Here is a 15,386-nt window from a genome sequence, read left to right as displayed (position 1 = left end):
CGCACCGGGTCTGTCAGGATTAGAGCATGAACGAGGAGCAGACAAGCTCGGAAGACCAGCCCATCGTGGTGGATCAGACCGACAAGCGTTCCATCGTCCCGTTCGTCGCGGCCGCGGTGATCGCGATCATCGTGCTCATCGGCATCGTGCTCGGCGGGCTGCTCTCGCCCGCTGAGAAAAATGTCACAGAGGCCGATCGCCTCGCGGCCGCTGTCACCAACTATATCGACGCGCGCTCCCGCAGCGAGCTGCGTCCGCCGCCCGGTGTCGCCTGCCCCGGCTTCGACGAGGAGAAGTCCGGCCTGTCGGAACGGCTCGGCGGCCCGAAATCGGCAGTGACGATCGACAAGAAGGGTTTCGACAAGGCGACCGTCAACGGCGATCGGGCCAAGATCGACGCCACCGTGCAGATCGGCGACACGCCGTCCACCAGTACCTGGAACCTGACCAGGGTGGACGGCAACTGGCTGGTCTGCACGCCGTAGCACTGTTTGACACGGTGGCCTGTGCCGGGGCAATCTCGAATCGCAAGGTCATGAGTGCCAGCGCCAAGCCCCGGCTCGCTGGTCGGCAACCCTCCTCCGCGGTGGGGTGCTCCGGGTGACGACCTGGCCGTGTGCCCGGAGAACCGGCACGGCAAGAGCGGATTCACGCAGGAGGTTCGACATGACTTACGCCGGCGACATCACCCCTGAGAAGGCGTGGGAGATCCTGGCCGAGCACCCGGGCGCGGTGCTGGTCGACGTGCGCACCGAAGGCGAGTGGGCACAGGTCGGCATCCCCGACACCAGCTCGATCGAGCGCCCGGCCCACTTCATCGAGTGGGTCGACGGCACCGGGACCCGCAATCCGAACTTCGGCGCGCAGCTCGAGCAGGCGCTGGCCGGTCGTCCGGACGACGCGCCCGTGGTGTTCCTGTGTCGCTCCGGGCAGCGCTCCATCGGCGCCGCGACCGTGGCGACCGCGGCGGGCATCGCCCCGTCCTACAACGTGCTCGACGGTTTCGAAGGCGGCCCCGACGCGTTCGGGCAGCGCGGCAGCGTCGGTTGGCGCGCGGTCGGCCTGCCGTGGCGTCAGGCATAAGGAGAACAGCATGATCACCGGTGGTTCGTTCGACAAGCCACTGCCCGAGGGCGTCGGCCCGGCCACCCTCGGCGTCCGCGGCGGCCTGCGCCGCTCCGGCTTCGAGGAGACCTCCGAGGCGCTGTACCTGACCTCGGGTTTCGTCTACGAGAGCGCCGAGGCCGCCGAGGCGTCCTTCACCGGTGAGGTCGAGCACTTCGTCTACTCCCGCTACGGCAACCCGACGGTGGCCATGTTCGAGGAGCGCATCCGGCTGCTCGACGGCGCCGAGGCCGCGTTCGCGACCGCGTCCGGCATGTCCGCGGTGTTCACCGCGCTCGGCGCGCTGCTGAAGGCGGGCGATCGCCTCGTCGCGGCGCGCAGCCTGTTCGGCTCCTGCTTCGTGGTGTGCAACGAGATCCTGCCGCGCTGGGGCGTGGAGACCGTCTTCGTCGACGGTGACGACCTCGAGCAGTGGGAGCAGGCGCTCTCGGTGCCCACCCAGGCCGTGTTCTTCGAGACCCCGGCCAACCCGATGCAGACCCTCGTCGACGTCCGCAAGGTCACCGAGCTCGCGCACGCCGCGGGCGCGAAGGTGGTGCTGGACAACGTCTTCGCCACCCCGCTGCTACAGCGCGGCTTCGAACTCGGCGCCGACGTGGTGGTGTACTCCGGCACCAAGCACATCGACGGCCAGGGCCGCGTGCTCGGTGGCGCGATCCTCGGCGCCCAGGACTACATCGACGGCCCGGTCAAGAACCTGATGCGCCACACCGGCCCCGCGCTGAGCCCGTTCAACGCCTGGACCCTGCTCAAGGGCCTGGAGACCATGCCGCTGCGCGTGCGCCAGTCCACCGAGTCGGCGCTGAAGGTCGCCCAGTTCCTGGAGGCGAACAAGTCGGTCAACTGGGTGAAATACCCCTTCCTGGAATCGCATCCGCAGCACGCCCTCGCCACCGCCCAGATGTCCGGCGGCGGCACCGTCGTCACCTTCGAACTGGCTGGCGACGACGGCAAGAAGCGCGCCTTCGAGGTCCTCAACCGCCTCCGCATCATCGACATCTCCAACAACCTCGGTGACGCGAAGACGCTGATCACCCACCCCGCCACGACGACCCACCGCGCGATGGGCCCCGAAGGCCGCTCCTCCATCGGCCTGTCCGACGGCGTGGTCCGCATCTCGGTCGGCCTCGAGGACATCGAAGACCTCCTCGGCGACCTCGACCACGCCCTGAGCTGAGCCCCGAAAGCGCCGACCCTGTCGTCGGCGCGCTACGCAGCCTGTCTGGCCCGCGCCGACTGGGCGTGTCGCTGAACACGGTCGAACGCATTGCCCGTGCGCGCGAGCCGGAACGTCCACGGCGACCACCGCAGTACCGGCCCTGCCTGGTCGACCCCTACCGAGACCACCTTCGCGCGCGCCGCGCCGCCGACCCGGGAGTGCCGCCGCGTGCGCGGAAATGACCGCCCTGGTCAGCCTGGTCCGCTACTCCGACACCGAATCCTGTTGGCATAGACCAAGGCGCGCTACCACCGAAATCGAGACAGAGCCAAGGTTCTGACACTCCCGCCATACGGGGCATCCTGCGTGCTGCGTGGCGTTCAGGGGTCACTGAAAGTACAGAGAGTCACCGCGGGTTGCGCTGTGTTGTCGCTGGGGGCGAATGGCATCTGGGTTGGGGAATTGCGGCCCTGTCCGAGAACGTGCGGTTCACGTTGTCTGGTGGTGAAGAGCCGATTGTCAGCAGGCTGGGTTCGGGAAGGAGAGGGTGTGGCCGGACCGAATTCGATGGTGGGGCGGTGGTCACAACGGGTCGCCGGGTGGGTGGAGCCGGTGCTGGTGGCGGTGACTGTCGCCATGCTGATGTTCGGGCTGCTTGCGTGGCTGTTCGGGCTGCACGGGGTGGCTGAGGGCGCCTGGATCGCGGCGACGGTGGTGGCGATCGTGCCCGCGGTGTGGTGGATGGTCGCCACGCTGCTGCAGGGTAGGACCGGAGTCGATGTGATCGCGGTGTTGTCGCTGGTGGGCACGTTGCTGGTGCACGAGTACTTGGCTGGTGCGTTGATCGCGGTGATGTTGGCGACCGGTCGTGCGCTGGACGCGGCGGCCGAGCGACGCGCCTCCCACGATCTGCGAGCCCTGCTCGAGCACGCGCCACGCTCGGCTCGCCGCCGTCTCGGCACAGAGGTGAGCGTGATCGGCTTGGATGAGGTCGCCGTCGGCGATGTGCTGGTAGTGGTACCGGGTGAGGTGGTGCCAGTCGACGGGCGAGTTCTCGACACCGTGGCCGTGCTGGACGAGTCGGTGCTGACCGGAGAACCGATGCAGGTCGAGCGCGGGATCGGGGAACCAGTGCGCAGCGGCGTCGTCAACGTCGGCGCCTCCTTCGAGATCCGTGCGACCGCGACCGCCGCGGAGAGCACCTACGCCGGAATCGTACGGCTCGCTCGAGAAGCCGGCGCCGAGAACGCGCCCGTGGTCCGGTTGGCCGATCGGTACGCGGCCTGGTTTCTGCCCCTGACACTGCTGGTGGCCGGGGTGGCATGGCTGGTCAGCGGGTCACTGGTGCGCGCGGTCGCGGTTCTGGTGGTGGCCACCCCGTGTCCGCTGCTGTTGGCCGCGCCGGTAGCTATCGTGTCCGGACTGTCGCGGGCCTCCCGCCAAGGAGTCGTGGTCCGCAGCGGCGGCGCGCTGGAAGACCTCGGTCGCGCGACCACCCTTGTGATGGACAAAACCGGGACTCTCACCGCGGGCCGACCCGCGGTCGTGGAGGTCATCGCCGCCCCCGGCCAGGATGCTGCCGAGGCATTGCGCCTGGCCGCGTCCGTGGACCAGCTGTCGCCTCATGTGCTGGCCGAGGCGATCGTCACCGAAGCGCTGGCCCGCGACTCGGCGCTGTCGCTGCCCACCGCGGTGATCGAACAGCCTGGCCGCGGCGTATCCGGCACCGTCGACGGCCGCCATGTCGAGGTGGGCAAACTGCCCGATACGGCGACCGGATCCCAGTGGGCGCGTGCGGTGGACAGCCGAGCGCGGTTGGACTCGGCGGCGATCGCGTGGATCGTCGTCGACGAGGTACTCCTCGGGGCGGTTCTGCTGCGGGATCGGTTGCGTCGGCACGCGCCGCGCACGATACGAAGACTGCGTGAGGCGGGGCTGAACCGGCTGGTGATGCTGACCGGTGACCGTCTCGAACCGGCCCGTGAGGTCGGCGCCGTGCTCGGCCTGGACCAGGTGTATGCGGGGCAGAGCCCTGCGGACAAGGTCGCCGCTGTGCGTAGCGAGCGTGAGCGCGCGGTGACGGTCATGGTCGGTGACGGTGTCAACGATGCTCCCGCCTTGGCCGCCGCCAGCGTCGGTGTGGCGATGGGCGCACGCGGGTCCACTGCCTCGTCGGAGGCCGCCGATATCGTGCTCACCACCGACCGGCTCGACCGGCTCGCCGACGCCATGGACACCGCCCGCTGGTCGCGCCGGATCGCCGTGCAAAGCGCTGTCGTAGGGATGAGCCTGTCGTTGCTGGCGATGATCGTGGCCGCCGCCGGGCTGCTCCTGCCCGCCGCCGGGGCCCTGCTGCAAGAGGGCATCGATGTGGCAGTGATCCTCAACGCGCTGCGTGCGCTGCGGGGCAATCCGGCCACCCGCACCGAAATGCCCGCGACAACCGAGAAACTCCTGCACCGCTTCGCAGGCGAACACGACACCTTGCGCGAGATGCTCACGCTGCTGCGTTCCGCCGCCGACCAGCTCGCCGATACCAACGATCCCGCGGCCCTGGCCGCCGTCGAGGACGCCCACCACTTCCTCGTGACCGATCTGCTGCCCCACGAACTGGCCGAGGAAACCCTGCTGTATCCGGCGCTGGCCGGCCCGCTCGGCGGCGCCGAGGCCACCGCGACGATGAGCCGCGCCCACGCCGAGATCCAACGGCTGGTCACCCGCATCGGCGCCCACCTCGACCGCGCCCACACCGCAGGCGCGATCACCGACGACCAGACCGATGACCTGCTCGCCTGCCTCTACGGCCTGCACACCTTGCTGCAACTGCACTTTCTGCAAGAAGAGGAGAACTACTTCAGCCTCACCGACGACGACGAACCCGAAAACGCCGCAACCTCCGTGCGCCCTCACCCATACGAACCCTCGAGCGGCTAGCCTCGCCGGGCGAGGAAGCACCGAGACGGTCAGCGACGCCTGCTGCAGCGGTACTTCTGCCCAATGTTGTCGGTAGCTGTGACAAGCGGCCCTTCTCTCGTCGTGCTGCTGCCCACGACGCTGGGGGGATGAGCCGACACGGTCGCATTGGTCCGGAGTTCACGGAATTCTCGGATATCGAACCCGGCACCAGGTAGTGGAATAGCCGATCGGCATCACGCCGACACGACGGCATCGAGTGTCTTGATCACCTGGTCGACCTTGTTGACGACGAAGAGTTCGGTGCCGGCGTCGGTGTCTATGCGCAGGCGGGTGCGCAGACCGCCGCTGAATATGCCGCCGTCCGGGTTTTCGCGGCCCACCGAGCGGAGCTGGGTCAGGGGGATTTCCCAGCGCATACCGCCGGTGATGGCGTCGAGGTGGTTCGGGACGAAGAGCAGGCGGGCTTCGGTGAGGAAGAGGCAGCCGCCCACGGCCCTGTTGCCCTGTGTTCTATTGGCGAGTTTGCGCCAGACGACGTTCTCCGAAGCGCCCAGCGCGGGGCTACCGATCCACAATCCCATCAGTCATTCCTCTGTTCGAGCTCGGCGTTCGTCCTCCTGAATCGGCAGCAGGCCGGGCACCGTTAATGGCGCCCGGCCGGTGTCGGATCAGGCGTTGTCGGTATCCCCGTTGGACAACGCCTTCTGCAGGGAGTTGAAGACGGTCAGACCCTGGCCGACCATGCCGTTGACCAGTTCACCGACGCCGTCGGGCCCGTTGAGGACGGTCAGGTTCGCGTTGGCGAGGCCGTTGGAGGCCTGCTTGACGATCTCGGGCAGCTGCTCGATGAGCAACTGGTCCAGGGCGATCCGGTTGTTGGAGGCGGCGGCCTCGGCCTGGATGCGGGTGCGATCGGCTTCGGCCTCGGCGAGGATCCGGACGCGCTCCGCCTCGGCCAGTGCGGGTTTCACGACTTCGGCCTGGAGTTCCTGCTCGCGCAGTTCGGCGTTCTTGCGAGCCTGCTCGGCCTGGGCGGTGAGGACTTCCTGGCGGGCGATGGCGTCGGCGAGCGGACCCGCCTGGGCCGCTTCGGCATTGGCCTTGTCGATGTCGCGCTGGTACTGCGCCTTGAGGATCGAGGTCTCCCGCTCGTACTCGGCGCGCCGGCGCAGCGACTCCTGTTCGGCCTCGGCGGCGCGCTGGGCGGCCTGGGCCTGGGCGATCTGGGCGTCGCGCTGGACGGCGGCGTTGTGCGGTGCGGCCAGGGCGTTGATGTAGCCGAGGTTGCCGTCGTCGATGGACTGGATCTGGAACGAGTCGACCCAGAGGCCGATATTGCCCATCTCGACCTTCGAGGCGAGCAGGACCTCGTCGGCCAGCTTCTGGCGTTCGCGGATGATCTCCTCCACCGTCATCGAGCCGACGATCGAGCGCAGGTGACCGGAGAAGATGCGGCCGGTGAGCACCGACATCTCTTTCTCCTGCTCGGAGAGGAAGCGCTGGGCGGCGTTGACGATGGACGGGGTGTCGTTGGCGACCTTGAACGCGATCACCGCGCGTACGTCGAGCTGGATCGCCTGCTTGGTGACGCAGCGTTCCTTGATCTCGGATTCGAACATGGCCAGCGACAGGTAGCGGACCTTACGGAACAGCGGAATCACCCAGGTGCCGCGGCCGATGACGACCTTGAAGGGCGCGTTGTCCTTGGTCTTGGCGCCACTGACCAGCATGGCCTCGTCGGGATCGGGGACGTGATAGCCCAGCATGTGAGCCCCTTCTCTCAGTTCTCTTGCGGCAGTTGCGGTGCGAGGGGAATCCAGATGACGACATCGACGATGCGGCCCGGATGGACCGCGACGATCAAGACGGTGGTCCCGGCCGCGATCGGCTCGTCGGCCCGTGCGATGTACAGCTCGGTGCCCCCACGAATCGCCACGAGTACTTCACCCAGCGCGCCTGCCCCCCGGATCGGTGACGTGATGGTGCCCGTCATGCCGTGCACGGGGTCGGTCATCGCGGCTGAACTCCTTGTCTCGCACCGAATGACGTCAGCGTACGATGCCTGGCCTTTCGATGGGTTCCAATTTCCTTATTGACAGCATCCTGTCAACTATGACAGGATGCTGTCATGACGATGCGAACAGTCCACATGGCCGTATACGACACCCTCGCCGACTGGGAGGTGGGTGCCGCCACCGCGCACATCGCCAACGGCAGCTGGCACCGCGAGCCCGGCACGTTCCAGGTGAAGACGGTCGGGCTGAGCACCGAACCGATCACCACGATGGGCCGCCTGCGGGTCACCCCGGACCTCGCGCTGGCCGATCTCGACCCCGCCGACAGTGCGATGTTGATCCTGCCCGGCGCCGATCTGTGGGAGGGCGAGGAGCTGGTGCCGTTCGCGGACAAGGCGCGCCGGTTCGTCGATGCGGGCGTGCCGGTCGCCGGAATCTGCGGCGCCACTTTCGGATTGGCCAAGGCGGGCCTGCTCGATGATCGCGCACACACATCCAATGCGGCCGAATTCCTGGTCTACAGCGGATATTCGGGTGCCGAGCACTATGTGGAGGCGCCGGCCGTCACCGATCGCGACGTGATCACCGCCGACGGTATGTCGCCGTTCGAGTTCGCCCGGGAGGTGTTCACCCGCCTCGACCTGTACGAACCGCACGTCATCGAGGCTTGGTACAAGTTGTTCGCGCACCGGGACCCCGCGGCCTACGCTGTGCTCGCCGAATACGAAGCCGCCAACGCTTGATGGGCGGCGAGCAAGAACTGTTCTCCACCGCGGCGATCACCTCGTTCAAGCTCAACGGCCAATTCCTCGCCATCGCCGAGGAATTGGCCGCCCCGGCCGGTCTCACCGCGGCCTGGTGGCAGGTGCTCGGCGCGGTGCTCGCCGAACCGCTCCCGGTCGCCGGTATCGCCCGCGCGATGGGCATCACCCGCCAGAGCGTGCAGCGCATCGCCGACCTGCTCGTCGACAAGGGCCTGTGTGAATACCGGCCCAACCCGGCGCACAAGCGGGCAAAGCTGGTCGCGGGGACGGAATCGGGCCGGGCGGCGGTCCAGCGCATCAATCCGCAGCACGCGAGGATCGCCCGCCGTCTGGCCGAGGAACTCGGTCCGGCGGAGTTCGCGGCGATCGTGGCCGCGCTGACTCGCCTGTCCGCCGCGGTCGAGGCGATCACCGTCGCCGATGGGTGAGGTCGTCGGGAGCTGACGCACGACGCCCCCGGCGCCGAAGTGGCGACGGGGGCGTCGGATTGTGCGGCCGGAGGTCAGCTCTGGAGGCCGACCTCGATCTCGAGGGTGAGGGTGATCTTGTCGCCGATGACGGCGCCGCCGTCGGGGAGCGGCATGTCGATGTCGAGGCCGAAGTCGCGGCGCGAGACCACGGTCTTGGCTTCGAAGCCGGCGACCGGGCCGTTGCCCATGCCCTCGTTGACGCCGAGGAACTCGACTTCGAGGGAGACCGGCTTGGTGTTGCCGCGGACGGTGAACTCACCGTCGACGACGAAGTCGCTGCCCTCGCCGCGGAATCCGGTGGACTTGAAGGTCATCACCGGGAACTGCTCGGCGTGGAAGAAGTCGGCGGTGCGCAGGTGGCCGTCGCGCTGGGCGTTGTCGGTGGTCAGCGAGTCGACGCGGATCTCGGCCTGCGCGGAGGCGGTGCCGTCCTCGCCGATGACGAGCGCGCCGTCGAAGTCGGTGAAACGGCCACGGACCTTGCTCACCATCAGGTGGCGTACGGAGAAGCCGACGGTGGAGTGGGTGGGGTCGATGGCCCAGGTGCCCGCGGTGAGGCCGTTGGCGATGGCGGTGGTCATGGGAACTCCTTGTGGGGGTGGGGTTCTAGCGTGGGAGGTTGGCGGCGAGCAGATCCGCGAACGGGGTCGGCTCGTCGTACGGGTCGGCGGGTCCGGCGCTGGGCCTGCCGAGAATCTGGGTGGCGAATTCCGCTGCGGCGCGGTCGATCCGGTTGTTCAGCGCCTGGTCGGCGCCGTGGGCGCCCCAGTCCGGCGATGCGGCGTACACGGCGGTGGGTACGACGATCGAGCGCAGGTAGGCGAACAGCGGACGCACCGCGTGTTCGAGGGCCAGCGAGTGGCGTTCGGAGCCGCCGGTGGCGCCGGCCAGCACCGGCTTGCCCGCGAGCGAATCCGGTTCCAGCACATCGAAGAAGGTCTTGAACAGACCGCTGTAGGAGGCGCTGAAGATCGGGGTCACGGCGATGAGCCCGTCGGCGGTGACGACCTGGTCGATCGCCGCCCGCAGTGACGGTGCGGGGAACCCGGTGATCAGGTTGTCGGCGAGCTCGCGGGCGTGATCGCGCAGGTCGACGAAGTCGAGTTCGACCTCGGCGCCCTCGGCGCGCAGTTCCCGTGCGGTGGCGGTGGCCAGCCGGTCGGCCAGCAGCCGGGTCGACGAGGGCTGCGAGAGCCCGGCCGACACCACCGCGATACGAGTGGTCACTCCTGTACCTCTTGTCTTGCGGACGCGAAGAGAGCGTCTGTGGTAGGGATGGGACGGGAGCCGGGGTGACGGCCCGATGTGGTCGCCCTTGGAGGGCTTGCATGACACTGCCGCCCCCGGCTCCTCGGAATCGGCCGACCGACAACAGAGGGATGCGTCCGGCAGCGCCGGTGAGTGACCACTCGGCAGCCGGTTCCACGCCCGTCGCGTCCCTGCTCGGGATCGGGTGGTGAAAGGCGTTCGTGTTGTCTTTGGTCGAAGCGTTGTTCTTCGTCGGGATCGATTGGGCGGCAAAGGTTCACGCGGTGTGCGTGCTGGACTCGACGGGCCGGAAGGTAGCGGCGTTCACCGTCGAGCACACAGCCGCCGGGTTCGCCGCGCTGGCCGCGAAGCTGGACAGGCTCGCCGATGATCCATCCGGGGTGCCGATCGCGATCGAACGCCCGGACGGCCGGCTGGTCGACGCCTTGCTGGAAGCGGGGCATCCTGTGGTGCCGGTCAAACCGAACGCGATCAAAACCTGGCGCGACGGTGAGGTGATCTCGGGCGCGAAGTCCGATGCCGGTGACGCCGAAGTGATCGCCGAATACCTGCGGCTGCGTGCCAGGAAACTGCGTCCCGCAACGCCTTACAGCGACGAGACCAAGGCATTGCGCACCGTCTCGCGCACCCGTTCGGACCTGGTCGAAGCCCGGGTGGCCGCCGGCAACCAGCTGGCGGCGCTGCTGGACGCGCACTGGCCCGGCGCGAAGGAGATCTTCGCTGACCTCACCAGCCCGATCAGCCTGGCGTTCCTCACCCGCTACCCGACCCCGGCCGCTGCCGCGCACCTGGGTGTGAAACGGATGGCCGCTTTCTGCGTCAAACACGGCTACTGCGGCCGCCGCAGCCCACAGGCCCTGCTCGACAGGCTCCGGGCAGCTCCGGCCGGGGTCACCGGTCCCGCGCTTACCGAGGCGTTGCGTGACGCGGTCATCGCCCACGTCACCGTCCTGACCGCGCTCGGCACCGCGATCAAGGATCTCGATCGGTCGGTCGCCGCGCACCTGGCCGAACACCCCGACGGTGAGGTGTTCGCGTCGTTCCCCCGCGCCGGGACCGTCAACGCCGCCCAGATCCTCGCCGAATGGGGCGACGCCCGCGCCGCATTCACCAGCCCGGAAGCCGTCGCCGCGCTCGCCGGGCTGGTGCCGGTCACCAAAGCCTCGGGCAAACACCGGGCGGTGCATTTCCGGTGGGCCTGCAACAAACGCCTGCGGGTGGCGATCACCACCTTCGCCGACAACTCCCGCCACCAAAACCCGTGGGCGGCAGAGGTCTACCGGCGAGCCCGCGCCTCCGGCAAGGACCACCCCCACGCCGTGCGCGTCCTGGCTCGCGCCTGGGTGCGCGTCATCTGGCGCTGCTGGCAGACCAACACACCCTACGACCCGGCACGCCACAACGGCGCGCAACCACACCTGCACACCGCCACAGCGGCCTGATTCCAAACCTTGGGTTGACACAGAGGGTGTCATGCGGTCACCTCCGTGGTGGTCTTGGCGGCGAGCAGGGATGCGTGGGTCGGCGCGTCCGGCACGTGCGCGGGACGTCCGGCGGCGAATTCCTTGCGCAGCACCGGAATCACTTCCTCGCCGAGCAGGTCGAGCTGTTCGAGCACCGTCTTCAATGGCAGCCCGGCGTGGTCGACCAGGAACAGCTGGCGCTGGTAGTCACCGAAGTGCTCGCGGAAGGTGAGCGTCTTCTCGATGACCTGCTCCGGGCTGCCCACGGTGAGCGGGGTCTGCTCGGTGAATTCCTCCAGCGACGGGCCGTGTCCGTAGACGGGCGCGTTGTCGAAGTAGGGCCGGAACTCGCGGATCGCGTCCTGGGAGTTCTTGCGCAGGAACACCTGCCCACCGAGGCCGACGATGGCCTGGTCGGCGCTGCCGTGGCCGTAGTGCTCGTAGCGGCGGCGGTACAGCTCGATCAGCCGCTGGAAGTGGTCGGTGGGCCAGAAGATGTGGTTGGCGAAGAAGCCGTCACCGTAGTACGCGGCCTGCTCGGCGATCTCCGGGCTACGGATGGAGCCGTGCCAGACGAACGGCGGGACGTCGTCGAGCGGGCGCGGGGTGGAGGTGAACGACTGTAGCGGCGTGCGGAACTTGCCCTCCCAGTCGACGACGTCCTCGCGCCAGAGCCGGTGCAGCAGGTGGTAGTTCTCGATCGCGAGCGGGATGCCGTCGCGGATGTCCTTGCCGAACCACGGGTAGACCGGGCCGGTGTTGCCGCGCCCGAGCATCAGGTCGACCCGGCCGTCGGCCAGGTGCTGCAGCATCGCGAAGTCCTCGGCGATCTTGACCGGGTCGTTCGTGGTGATCAGCGTGGTGGCGGTGGACAGCATGATCTTGTCGGTGCGGCCCGCGAGGTAGCCGAGCATGGTGGTCGGCGAGGACGGCACGAAGGGCGGATTGTGGTGCTCGCCCATCGCGAACACGTCGAGCCCCACCTCCTCGGCCTTCTGCGCGATCGCGACCATCGCCTTGATCCGCTCGGCCTCGGTGGGGGTGCGGCCGTTGGTGGGGTCGGTGGTCACGTCGCCCACGGTGAAGATTCCGAACTGCACGGGCCCTCCTCGACTCGCTTTGGTTGCCATGGCAACTATAACCAGCGAGAGCGGAAACCTATTCCGCTGTGAGGCAGCTCACATGCGGCTATTCCGGGAAGGGGGTGCGGGTGCGGCCGATCAGGTCGGCGACCGAGTCGACGACCAGGGTGGGGCGGAAGGGGTACTTCTCGACCGAGGTCTTGGTGGAGATGCCCGAGGTGACCAGGATCGTGCGCAGACCGGCTTCCAGGCCGGAGATGACGTCGGTGTCCATGCGGTCGCCGATCATCACCGTGGTCTGGGAGTGGGCGCCGATGCGGCGCAGGGCCGAGCGCATCATCAGCGGGTTCGGCTTGCCGACGTAGTACGGGTCCTTGCCGGTGGCATGGGTGATCAGGGCGGCGACCGAGCCGGTCGCGGGCAGGACGCCGTCGCGGGACGGGCCGGTCGCGTCGGGGTTGGTGGCGATGAAGCGGGCGCCGCGGTCGATCAGGCGGATCGCGGTGGTGATCGCCTCGAACGAATACGTACGGGTCTCGCCGAGGACCACATAGTCGGGGTCGACATCGGTGAGGACATAGCCGATCTCGTGCAGCGCGGTGGTCAGGCCGGACTCGCCGACGACGTAGGCGGTGCCGTTGGGGCGCTGGTCGTCGAGGAAGGTGGCGGTGGCCAGCGCCGAGGTCCAGATGGACTCCTCGGGGATGTCCAGGCCGGTCTGGCGCAGCCGGGCCTGCAGATCGCGCGGGGTGCGGATCGAATTGTTGGTGAGGACCAGGAACGGGATCTCGTTGTCGCGCAGCTCGGCGAGGAATTCGTCGGCGCCCGGGATCAGTTGATCCTCGTGCACCAGCACGCCGTCCATATCGGTCAGGTACGACAAGATCTGCTCATCCTTGGCGGTCACCAGCTAATCATCCGCTAAAACCCGCGGCGGTGCGAGCCGCCGCTACCGGAGAAGCCGGCGGCGGTGTTGGTTAGTGTCGATGCGGCAGGGGCCGCGACGAAGCGAACGACAGGAGTGGCTGAGATGGTTGATCTCAAGCTCGGATACAAGGCATCGGCAGAGCAGTTCGGGCCGCGTGAGCTAGTCGAGCTGGCGGTGGCCGCCGAGGAACACGGGCTCGACAGCGCGACTGTCAGTGATCACTTCCAGCCGTGGCGGCACAACGGCGGGCACGCGCCGTTCTCGCTGGCCTGGCTGGCCGCTACCGGCGAGCGCACCGAGCGCATCATGCTCGGCACCTCCGTGCTCACCCCTACCTTCCGCTACAACCCGGCGGTGATCGCCCAGTCCTTCGCGACCTTCGGCTGTCTGTACCCGGGCCGGGTCATGCTCGGGGTCGGCACCGGTGAGGCGCTCAACGAGATCGCCACCGGCTACAAGGGCGAATGGCCCGACTTCAAGGAGCGGTTCGCCCGGCTGCGCGAGGCGGTATCGCTGATGCGCGCGCTGTGGACCGGCGAGCGCACCGATTTCGACGGCGAGTACTACCACACCGTCGGCGCCTCCATCTACGACGTGCCCAAGGGCGGCATCCCCGTCTACATCGCCGCGGGCGGCCCGGTCGTGGCCCGCTACGCCGGTCGCGCTGGCGACGGTTTCATCTGCACCTCGGGCAAGGGCATGGACCTCTACACCGAGAAGCTGCTGCCCGCCGTCGCCGAGGGCGCGGCCAAGGTCGAGCGTGACGTCGCCGACATCGACAAGATGATCGAGATCAAGATCTCCTACGACACCGATCCCGAACTGGCGCTGCAGAACACACGCTTCTGGGCACCGCTGTCGCTGAGCGCCGAGCAGAAGCACGACATCACCGACCCGATCGAGATGGAAGCCGCCGCCGACGCGCTGCCGATCGAGCAGGTCGCCAAGCGCTGGATCGTGGCCAGCGATCCCGACGAGGCCGTCGCCCAGATCAAGCCGTACCTGGACGCGGGCCTCAACCACCTGGTCTTCCACGCCCCCGGCCACGACCAGCTGCGCTTCCTCGACCTGTTCAAGCGCGACCTGGCACCGCGCCTGCGCGCCCTGGGCTGACCGCCTGCGCACACCCGCCCGGGTGATTCGGCTGCGCGCCGGATGACCCGGGCGGTGTCGAGTGAGTGATCCATCGGGACAGCGGAATTCGACGTGGGTCAGCGCAGCGAACAGGCGGGGTCGCCGGGTTCGGCGGCGAGGGCGCCGGCGAGCTGGGCGGCCAGCTGGGTGCGGATCGCGGCGAGGCGCCGGGTGGCCGCGTCGACCTCGTCGAGTTTGCGGCGCAGCTCCTCGACGGAGTCGGGGCAGCCGTCGCCCGAGCCGTCGCCGGCCCGCAGGCAGGCGACGAACGGGTGCATGTCGGCCAGTTCGAAACCGACGGTGCGCAGGGCGTGGATCTTGCGGACGACGCGCAATTCGACCTCGTCGTAGATCCGGTAGCCGTTGCCGTCGCGGCGCGGTTCGACCAGCCCGTGCTGCTCGTAGTAGCGCAGCGCGCGAGCGCTGGAACCGGTGCGCGCGGCCAGTTCGCCGATCAGCATGCGACCTCCTCGATGACCGTGGCCGTCAAGGTAGACCTTGCCGCCGGTGTCAAGGCAAGAACGCCGCCGCGGTCCGCGCTATGCCCGGCGCAGCGCGAACATGCGCAGGTCGCGCGTGGTCCGGTCGCGGTAGGCCGCGTAGGCGCCGGTGATCTCGATGAAGCGGGCGAAGAGGGCTTCCTTGTCCGCCTCGGGCACCGGGGTGGCGACGACGGGGATGCGTTCGCCCGCGATGGCCACGGTGGCCGCCGGGTTCGCCAGCAGGTTCCCCGTCCACGCCGGATGGTGCTCCTGTCCGAAGTTGGAGCCGACCACGTACAGGGTGTCGCCGTCGTGCACGTAGAGCAGCGGCTGGGTGCGCTGCGCGCCGGACTTGCGGCCGGTCGTGGTCAGCAGGATCACCGGTGCCCCGATCGGGCCGAGCACGGTGTACTTGGCGTCGGTCCGCTCGAGCAGGGCCCGGTCCAGCGGAGTCACGGTCCGGATCAGCCAGGAACCCGGCTTCGTCGCGGCGAAACGATTGGCGGCGCGGGACAGGAGATTGGTGCGCGAACCCCACTGCCGATCCGGGAACTGCGATGTCATGGGCCGGACTATAAC

Annotated in this window: 17 protein-coding genes and 1 riboswitch; of the genes, 8 read left to right on the top strand and 9 right to left on the bottom strand. The window is 68.5% G+C overall.

What is annotated here, in order from left to right; genetic code table 11:
• Nucleotides 1–26: 26 nt before the first annotated feature.
• From NV348_RS13650 to NV348_RS13635, 4 genes are all read left to right on the top strand, one after another.
• Nucleotides 27–485 (top strand): Rv0361 family membrane protein, encoded by a 459-nt coding sequence (locus NV348_RS13650; RefSeq protein WP_447147273.1) that lies wholly within the window; start codon nt 27–29, stop codon nt 483–485.
• Between the two features lie 46 nt (nt 486–531).
• A riboswitch (SAM riboswitch) is annotated at nt 532–649 on the top strand.
• A gap of 17 nt (nt 650–666) precedes the next feature.
• A complete protein-coding gene (locus NV348_RS13645) occupies nt 667–1,083 on the top strand; it encodes a rhodanese-like domain-containing protein (protein WP_447147272.1) in 417 nt (138 codons plus the stop codon).
• Between the two features lie 10 nt (nt 1,084–1,093).
• Nucleotides 1,094–2,302, top strand: a complete 1,209-nt coding sequence (locus NV348_RS13640) for an O-succinylhomoserine sulfhydrylase (protein ID WP_447147271.1) — start codon at nt 1,094–1,096, stop codon at nt 2,300–2,302.
• 549 nt (nt 2,303–2,851) lie between these two features.
• On the top strand, nt 2,852–5,218 hold the full coding sequence (locus NV348_RS13635; RefSeq protein WP_447151026.1) for a heavy metal translocating P-type ATPase: 2,367 nt from the start codon (nt 2,852–2,854) through the stop codon (nt 5,216–5,218).
• Between the two features lie 215 nt (nt 5,219–5,433).
• Here the strand turns inward: NV348_RS13635 and NV348_RS13630 are convergent, their stop codons facing one another.
• From NV348_RS13630 to NV348_RS13620, 3 genes are all read right to left on the bottom strand, one after another.
• Complete coding sequence (locus NV348_RS13630) at nt 5,434–5,781, bottom strand: hypothetical protein (protein ID WP_447147270.1); 348 nt, start codon at nt 5,779–5,781, stop codon at nt 5,434–5,436.
• Nucleotides 5,782–5,868: 87 nt separating this feature from the next.
• Nucleotides 5,869–6,966, bottom strand: a complete 1,098-nt coding sequence (locus NV348_RS13625; RefSeq protein WP_447147269.1) for an SPFH domain-containing protein — start codon at nt 6,964–6,966, stop codon at nt 5,869–5,871.
• 14 nt (nt 6,967–6,980) lie between these two features.
• On the bottom strand, nt 6,981–7,214 hold the full coding sequence (locus NV348_RS13620; protein WP_447147268.1) for an NfeD C-terminal domain-containing protein: 234 nt from the start codon (nt 7,212–7,214) through the stop codon (nt 6,981–6,983).
• A gap of 120 nt (nt 7,215–7,334) precedes the next feature.
• On the opposite strand from NV348_RS13620, the gene NV348_RS13615 reads away from it, so the two are divergent.
• A complete protein-coding gene (locus NV348_RS13615) occupies nt 7,335–7,958 on the top strand; it encodes a DJ-1/PfpI family protein (RefSeq protein WP_447151025.1) in 624 nt (207 codons plus the stop codon).
• Nucleotides 7,958–8,407, top strand: coding sequence for a MarR family winged helix-turn-helix transcriptional regulator (locus tag NV348_RS13610; protein WP_447147267.1), 450 nt, complete (start codon nt 7,958–7,960; stop codon nt 8,405–8,407). The genes NV348_RS13615 and NV348_RS13610 overlap by 1 nt, the downstream gene beginning before the upstream one ends.
• Before the next feature lie 74 nt (nt 8,408–8,481).
• Here the strand turns inward: NV348_RS13610 and NV348_RS13605 are convergent, their stop codons facing one another.
• Both NV348_RS13605 and NV348_RS13600 read right to left on the bottom strand, forming a co-directional pair.
• Nucleotides 8,482–9,030, bottom strand: coding sequence for a YceI family protein (locus NV348_RS13605; RefSeq protein ID WP_447147266.1), 549 nt, complete (start codon nt 9,028–9,030; stop codon nt 8,482–8,484).
• 25 nt (nt 9,031–9,055) lie between these two features.
• The gene (locus NV348_RS13600; protein ID WP_447147265.1) at nt 9,056–9,676 is read right to left on the bottom strand and encodes an FMN reductase; all 621 of its coding nucleotides are present in this window, start codon (nt 9,674–9,676) and stop codon (nt 9,056–9,058) included.
• A 245-nt stretch (nt 9,677–9,921) separates the two neighbouring features.
• On the opposite strand from NV348_RS13600, the gene NV348_RS13595 reads away from it, so the two are divergent.
• A complete protein-coding gene (locus NV348_RS13595; RefSeq protein ID WP_280188929.1) occupies nt 9,922–11,160 on the top strand; it encodes an IS110 family RNA-guided transposase in 1,239 nt (412 codons plus the stop codon).
• A gap of 29 nt (nt 11,161–11,189) precedes the next feature.
• On the opposite strand, the gene NV348_RS13590 is transcribed toward NV348_RS13595, so the two are convergent.
• Nucleotides 11,190–12,281: an LLM class flavin-dependent oxidoreductase gene (locus NV348_RS13590; protein WP_447147264.1), complete on the bottom strand. Its 1,092-nt coding sequence runs from the start codon at nt 12,279–12,281 to the stop codon at nt 11,190–11,192.
• Nucleotides 12,282–12,369: 88 nt separating this feature from the next.
• Nucleotides 12,370–13,128 (bottom strand): HAD-IIA family hydrolase, encoded by a 759-nt coding sequence (locus tag NV348_RS13585; protein WP_387161426.1) that lies wholly within the window; start codon nt 13,126–13,128, stop codon nt 12,370–12,372.
• A 165-nt stretch (nt 13,129–13,293) separates the two neighbouring features.
• Between NV348_RS13585 and fgd the strand changes: the two genes are divergently transcribed.
• Entirely contained in the window at nt 13,294–14,304 is a 1,011-nt protein-coding gene (fgd, locus tag NV348_RS13580) for a glucose-6-phosphate dehydrogenase (coenzyme-F420) (protein ID WP_447147263.1), read from the top strand.
• A gap of 98 nt (nt 14,305–14,402) precedes the next feature.
• Here the strand turns inward: fgd and NV348_RS13575 are convergent, their stop codons facing one another.
• Together NV348_RS13575 and NV348_RS13570 are read right to left on the bottom strand one after the other, a co-directional pair.
• Nucleotides 14,403–14,786, bottom strand: coding sequence for a MerR family transcriptional regulator (locus NV348_RS13575; protein ID WP_447147262.1), 384 nt, complete (start codon nt 14,784–14,786; stop codon nt 14,403–14,405).
• 78 nt (nt 14,787–14,864) lie between these two features.
• A complete protein-coding gene (locus NV348_RS13570; RefSeq protein ID WP_447147261.1) occupies nt 14,865–15,371 on the bottom strand; it encodes a nitroreductase/quinone reductase family protein in 507 nt (168 codons plus the stop codon).
• Nucleotides 15,372–15,386: the final 15 nt, after the last annotated feature.

This window comes from Nocardia fodinahabitans, assembly GCF_052983615.1.
Note: the sequence above shows the minus strand (reverse complement) of the source record. Positions and strands in the feature narration are given on the sequence as shown.

Coding starts and splice junctions, on each gene's coding strand:
- NV348_RS13610 (WP_447147267.1), top strand. CDS start 7,958: ATGGGCGGCGAGCAAGAACTGTTCTCCACCGCGGCGATCACCTCGTTC.
- NV348_RS13645 (WP_447147272.1), top strand. CDS start 667: ATGACTTACGCCGGCGACATCACCCCTGAGAAGGCGTGGGAGATCCTG.
- NV348_RS13585 (WP_387161426.1), bottom strand. CDS start 13,128: ATGGACGGCGTGCTGGTGCACGAGGATCAACTGATCCCGGGCGCCGAC.
- NV348_RS13620 (WP_447147268.1), bottom strand. CDS start 7,214: ATGACCGACCCCGTGCACGGCATGACGGGCACCATCACGTCACCGATC.
- NV348_RS13630 (WP_447147270.1), bottom strand. CDS start 5,781: ATGGGATTGTGGATCGGTAGCCCCGCGCTGGGCGCTTCGGAGAACGTC.
- NV348_RS13625 (WP_447147269.1), bottom strand. CDS start 6,966: ATGCTGGGCTATCACGTCCCCGATCCCGACGAGGCCATGCTGGTCAGT.
- NV348_RS13640 (WP_447147271.1), top strand. CDS start 1,094: ATGATCACCGGTGGTTCGTTCGACAAGCCACTGCCCGAGGGCGTCGGC.
- NV348_RS13570 (WP_447147261.1), bottom strand. CDS start 15,371: ATGACATCGCAGTTCCCGGATCGGCAGTGGGGTTCGCGCACCAATCTC.
- NV348_RS13635 (WP_447151026.1), top strand. CDS start 2,852: ATGGTGGGGCGGTGGTCACAACGGGTCGCCGGGTGGGTGGAGCCGGTG.
- NV348_RS13605 (WP_447147266.1), bottom strand. CDS start 9,030: ATGACCACCGCCATCGCCAACGGCCTCACCGCGGGCACCTGGGCCATC.
- NV348_RS13650 (WP_447147273.1), top strand. CDS start 27: ATGAACGAGGAGCAGACAAGCTCGGAAGACCAGCCCATCGTGGTGGAT.
- fgd (WP_447147263.1), top strand. CDS start 13,294: ATGGTTGATCTCAAGCTCGGATACAAGGCATCGGCAGAGCAGTTCGGG.
- NV348_RS13575 (WP_447147262.1), bottom strand. CDS start 14,786: ATGCTGATCGGCGAACTGGCCGCGCGCACCGGTTCCAGCGCTCGCGCG.
- NV348_RS13615 (WP_447151025.1), top strand. CDS start 7,335: ATGCGAACAGTCCACATGGCCGTATACGACACCCTCGCCGACTGGGAG.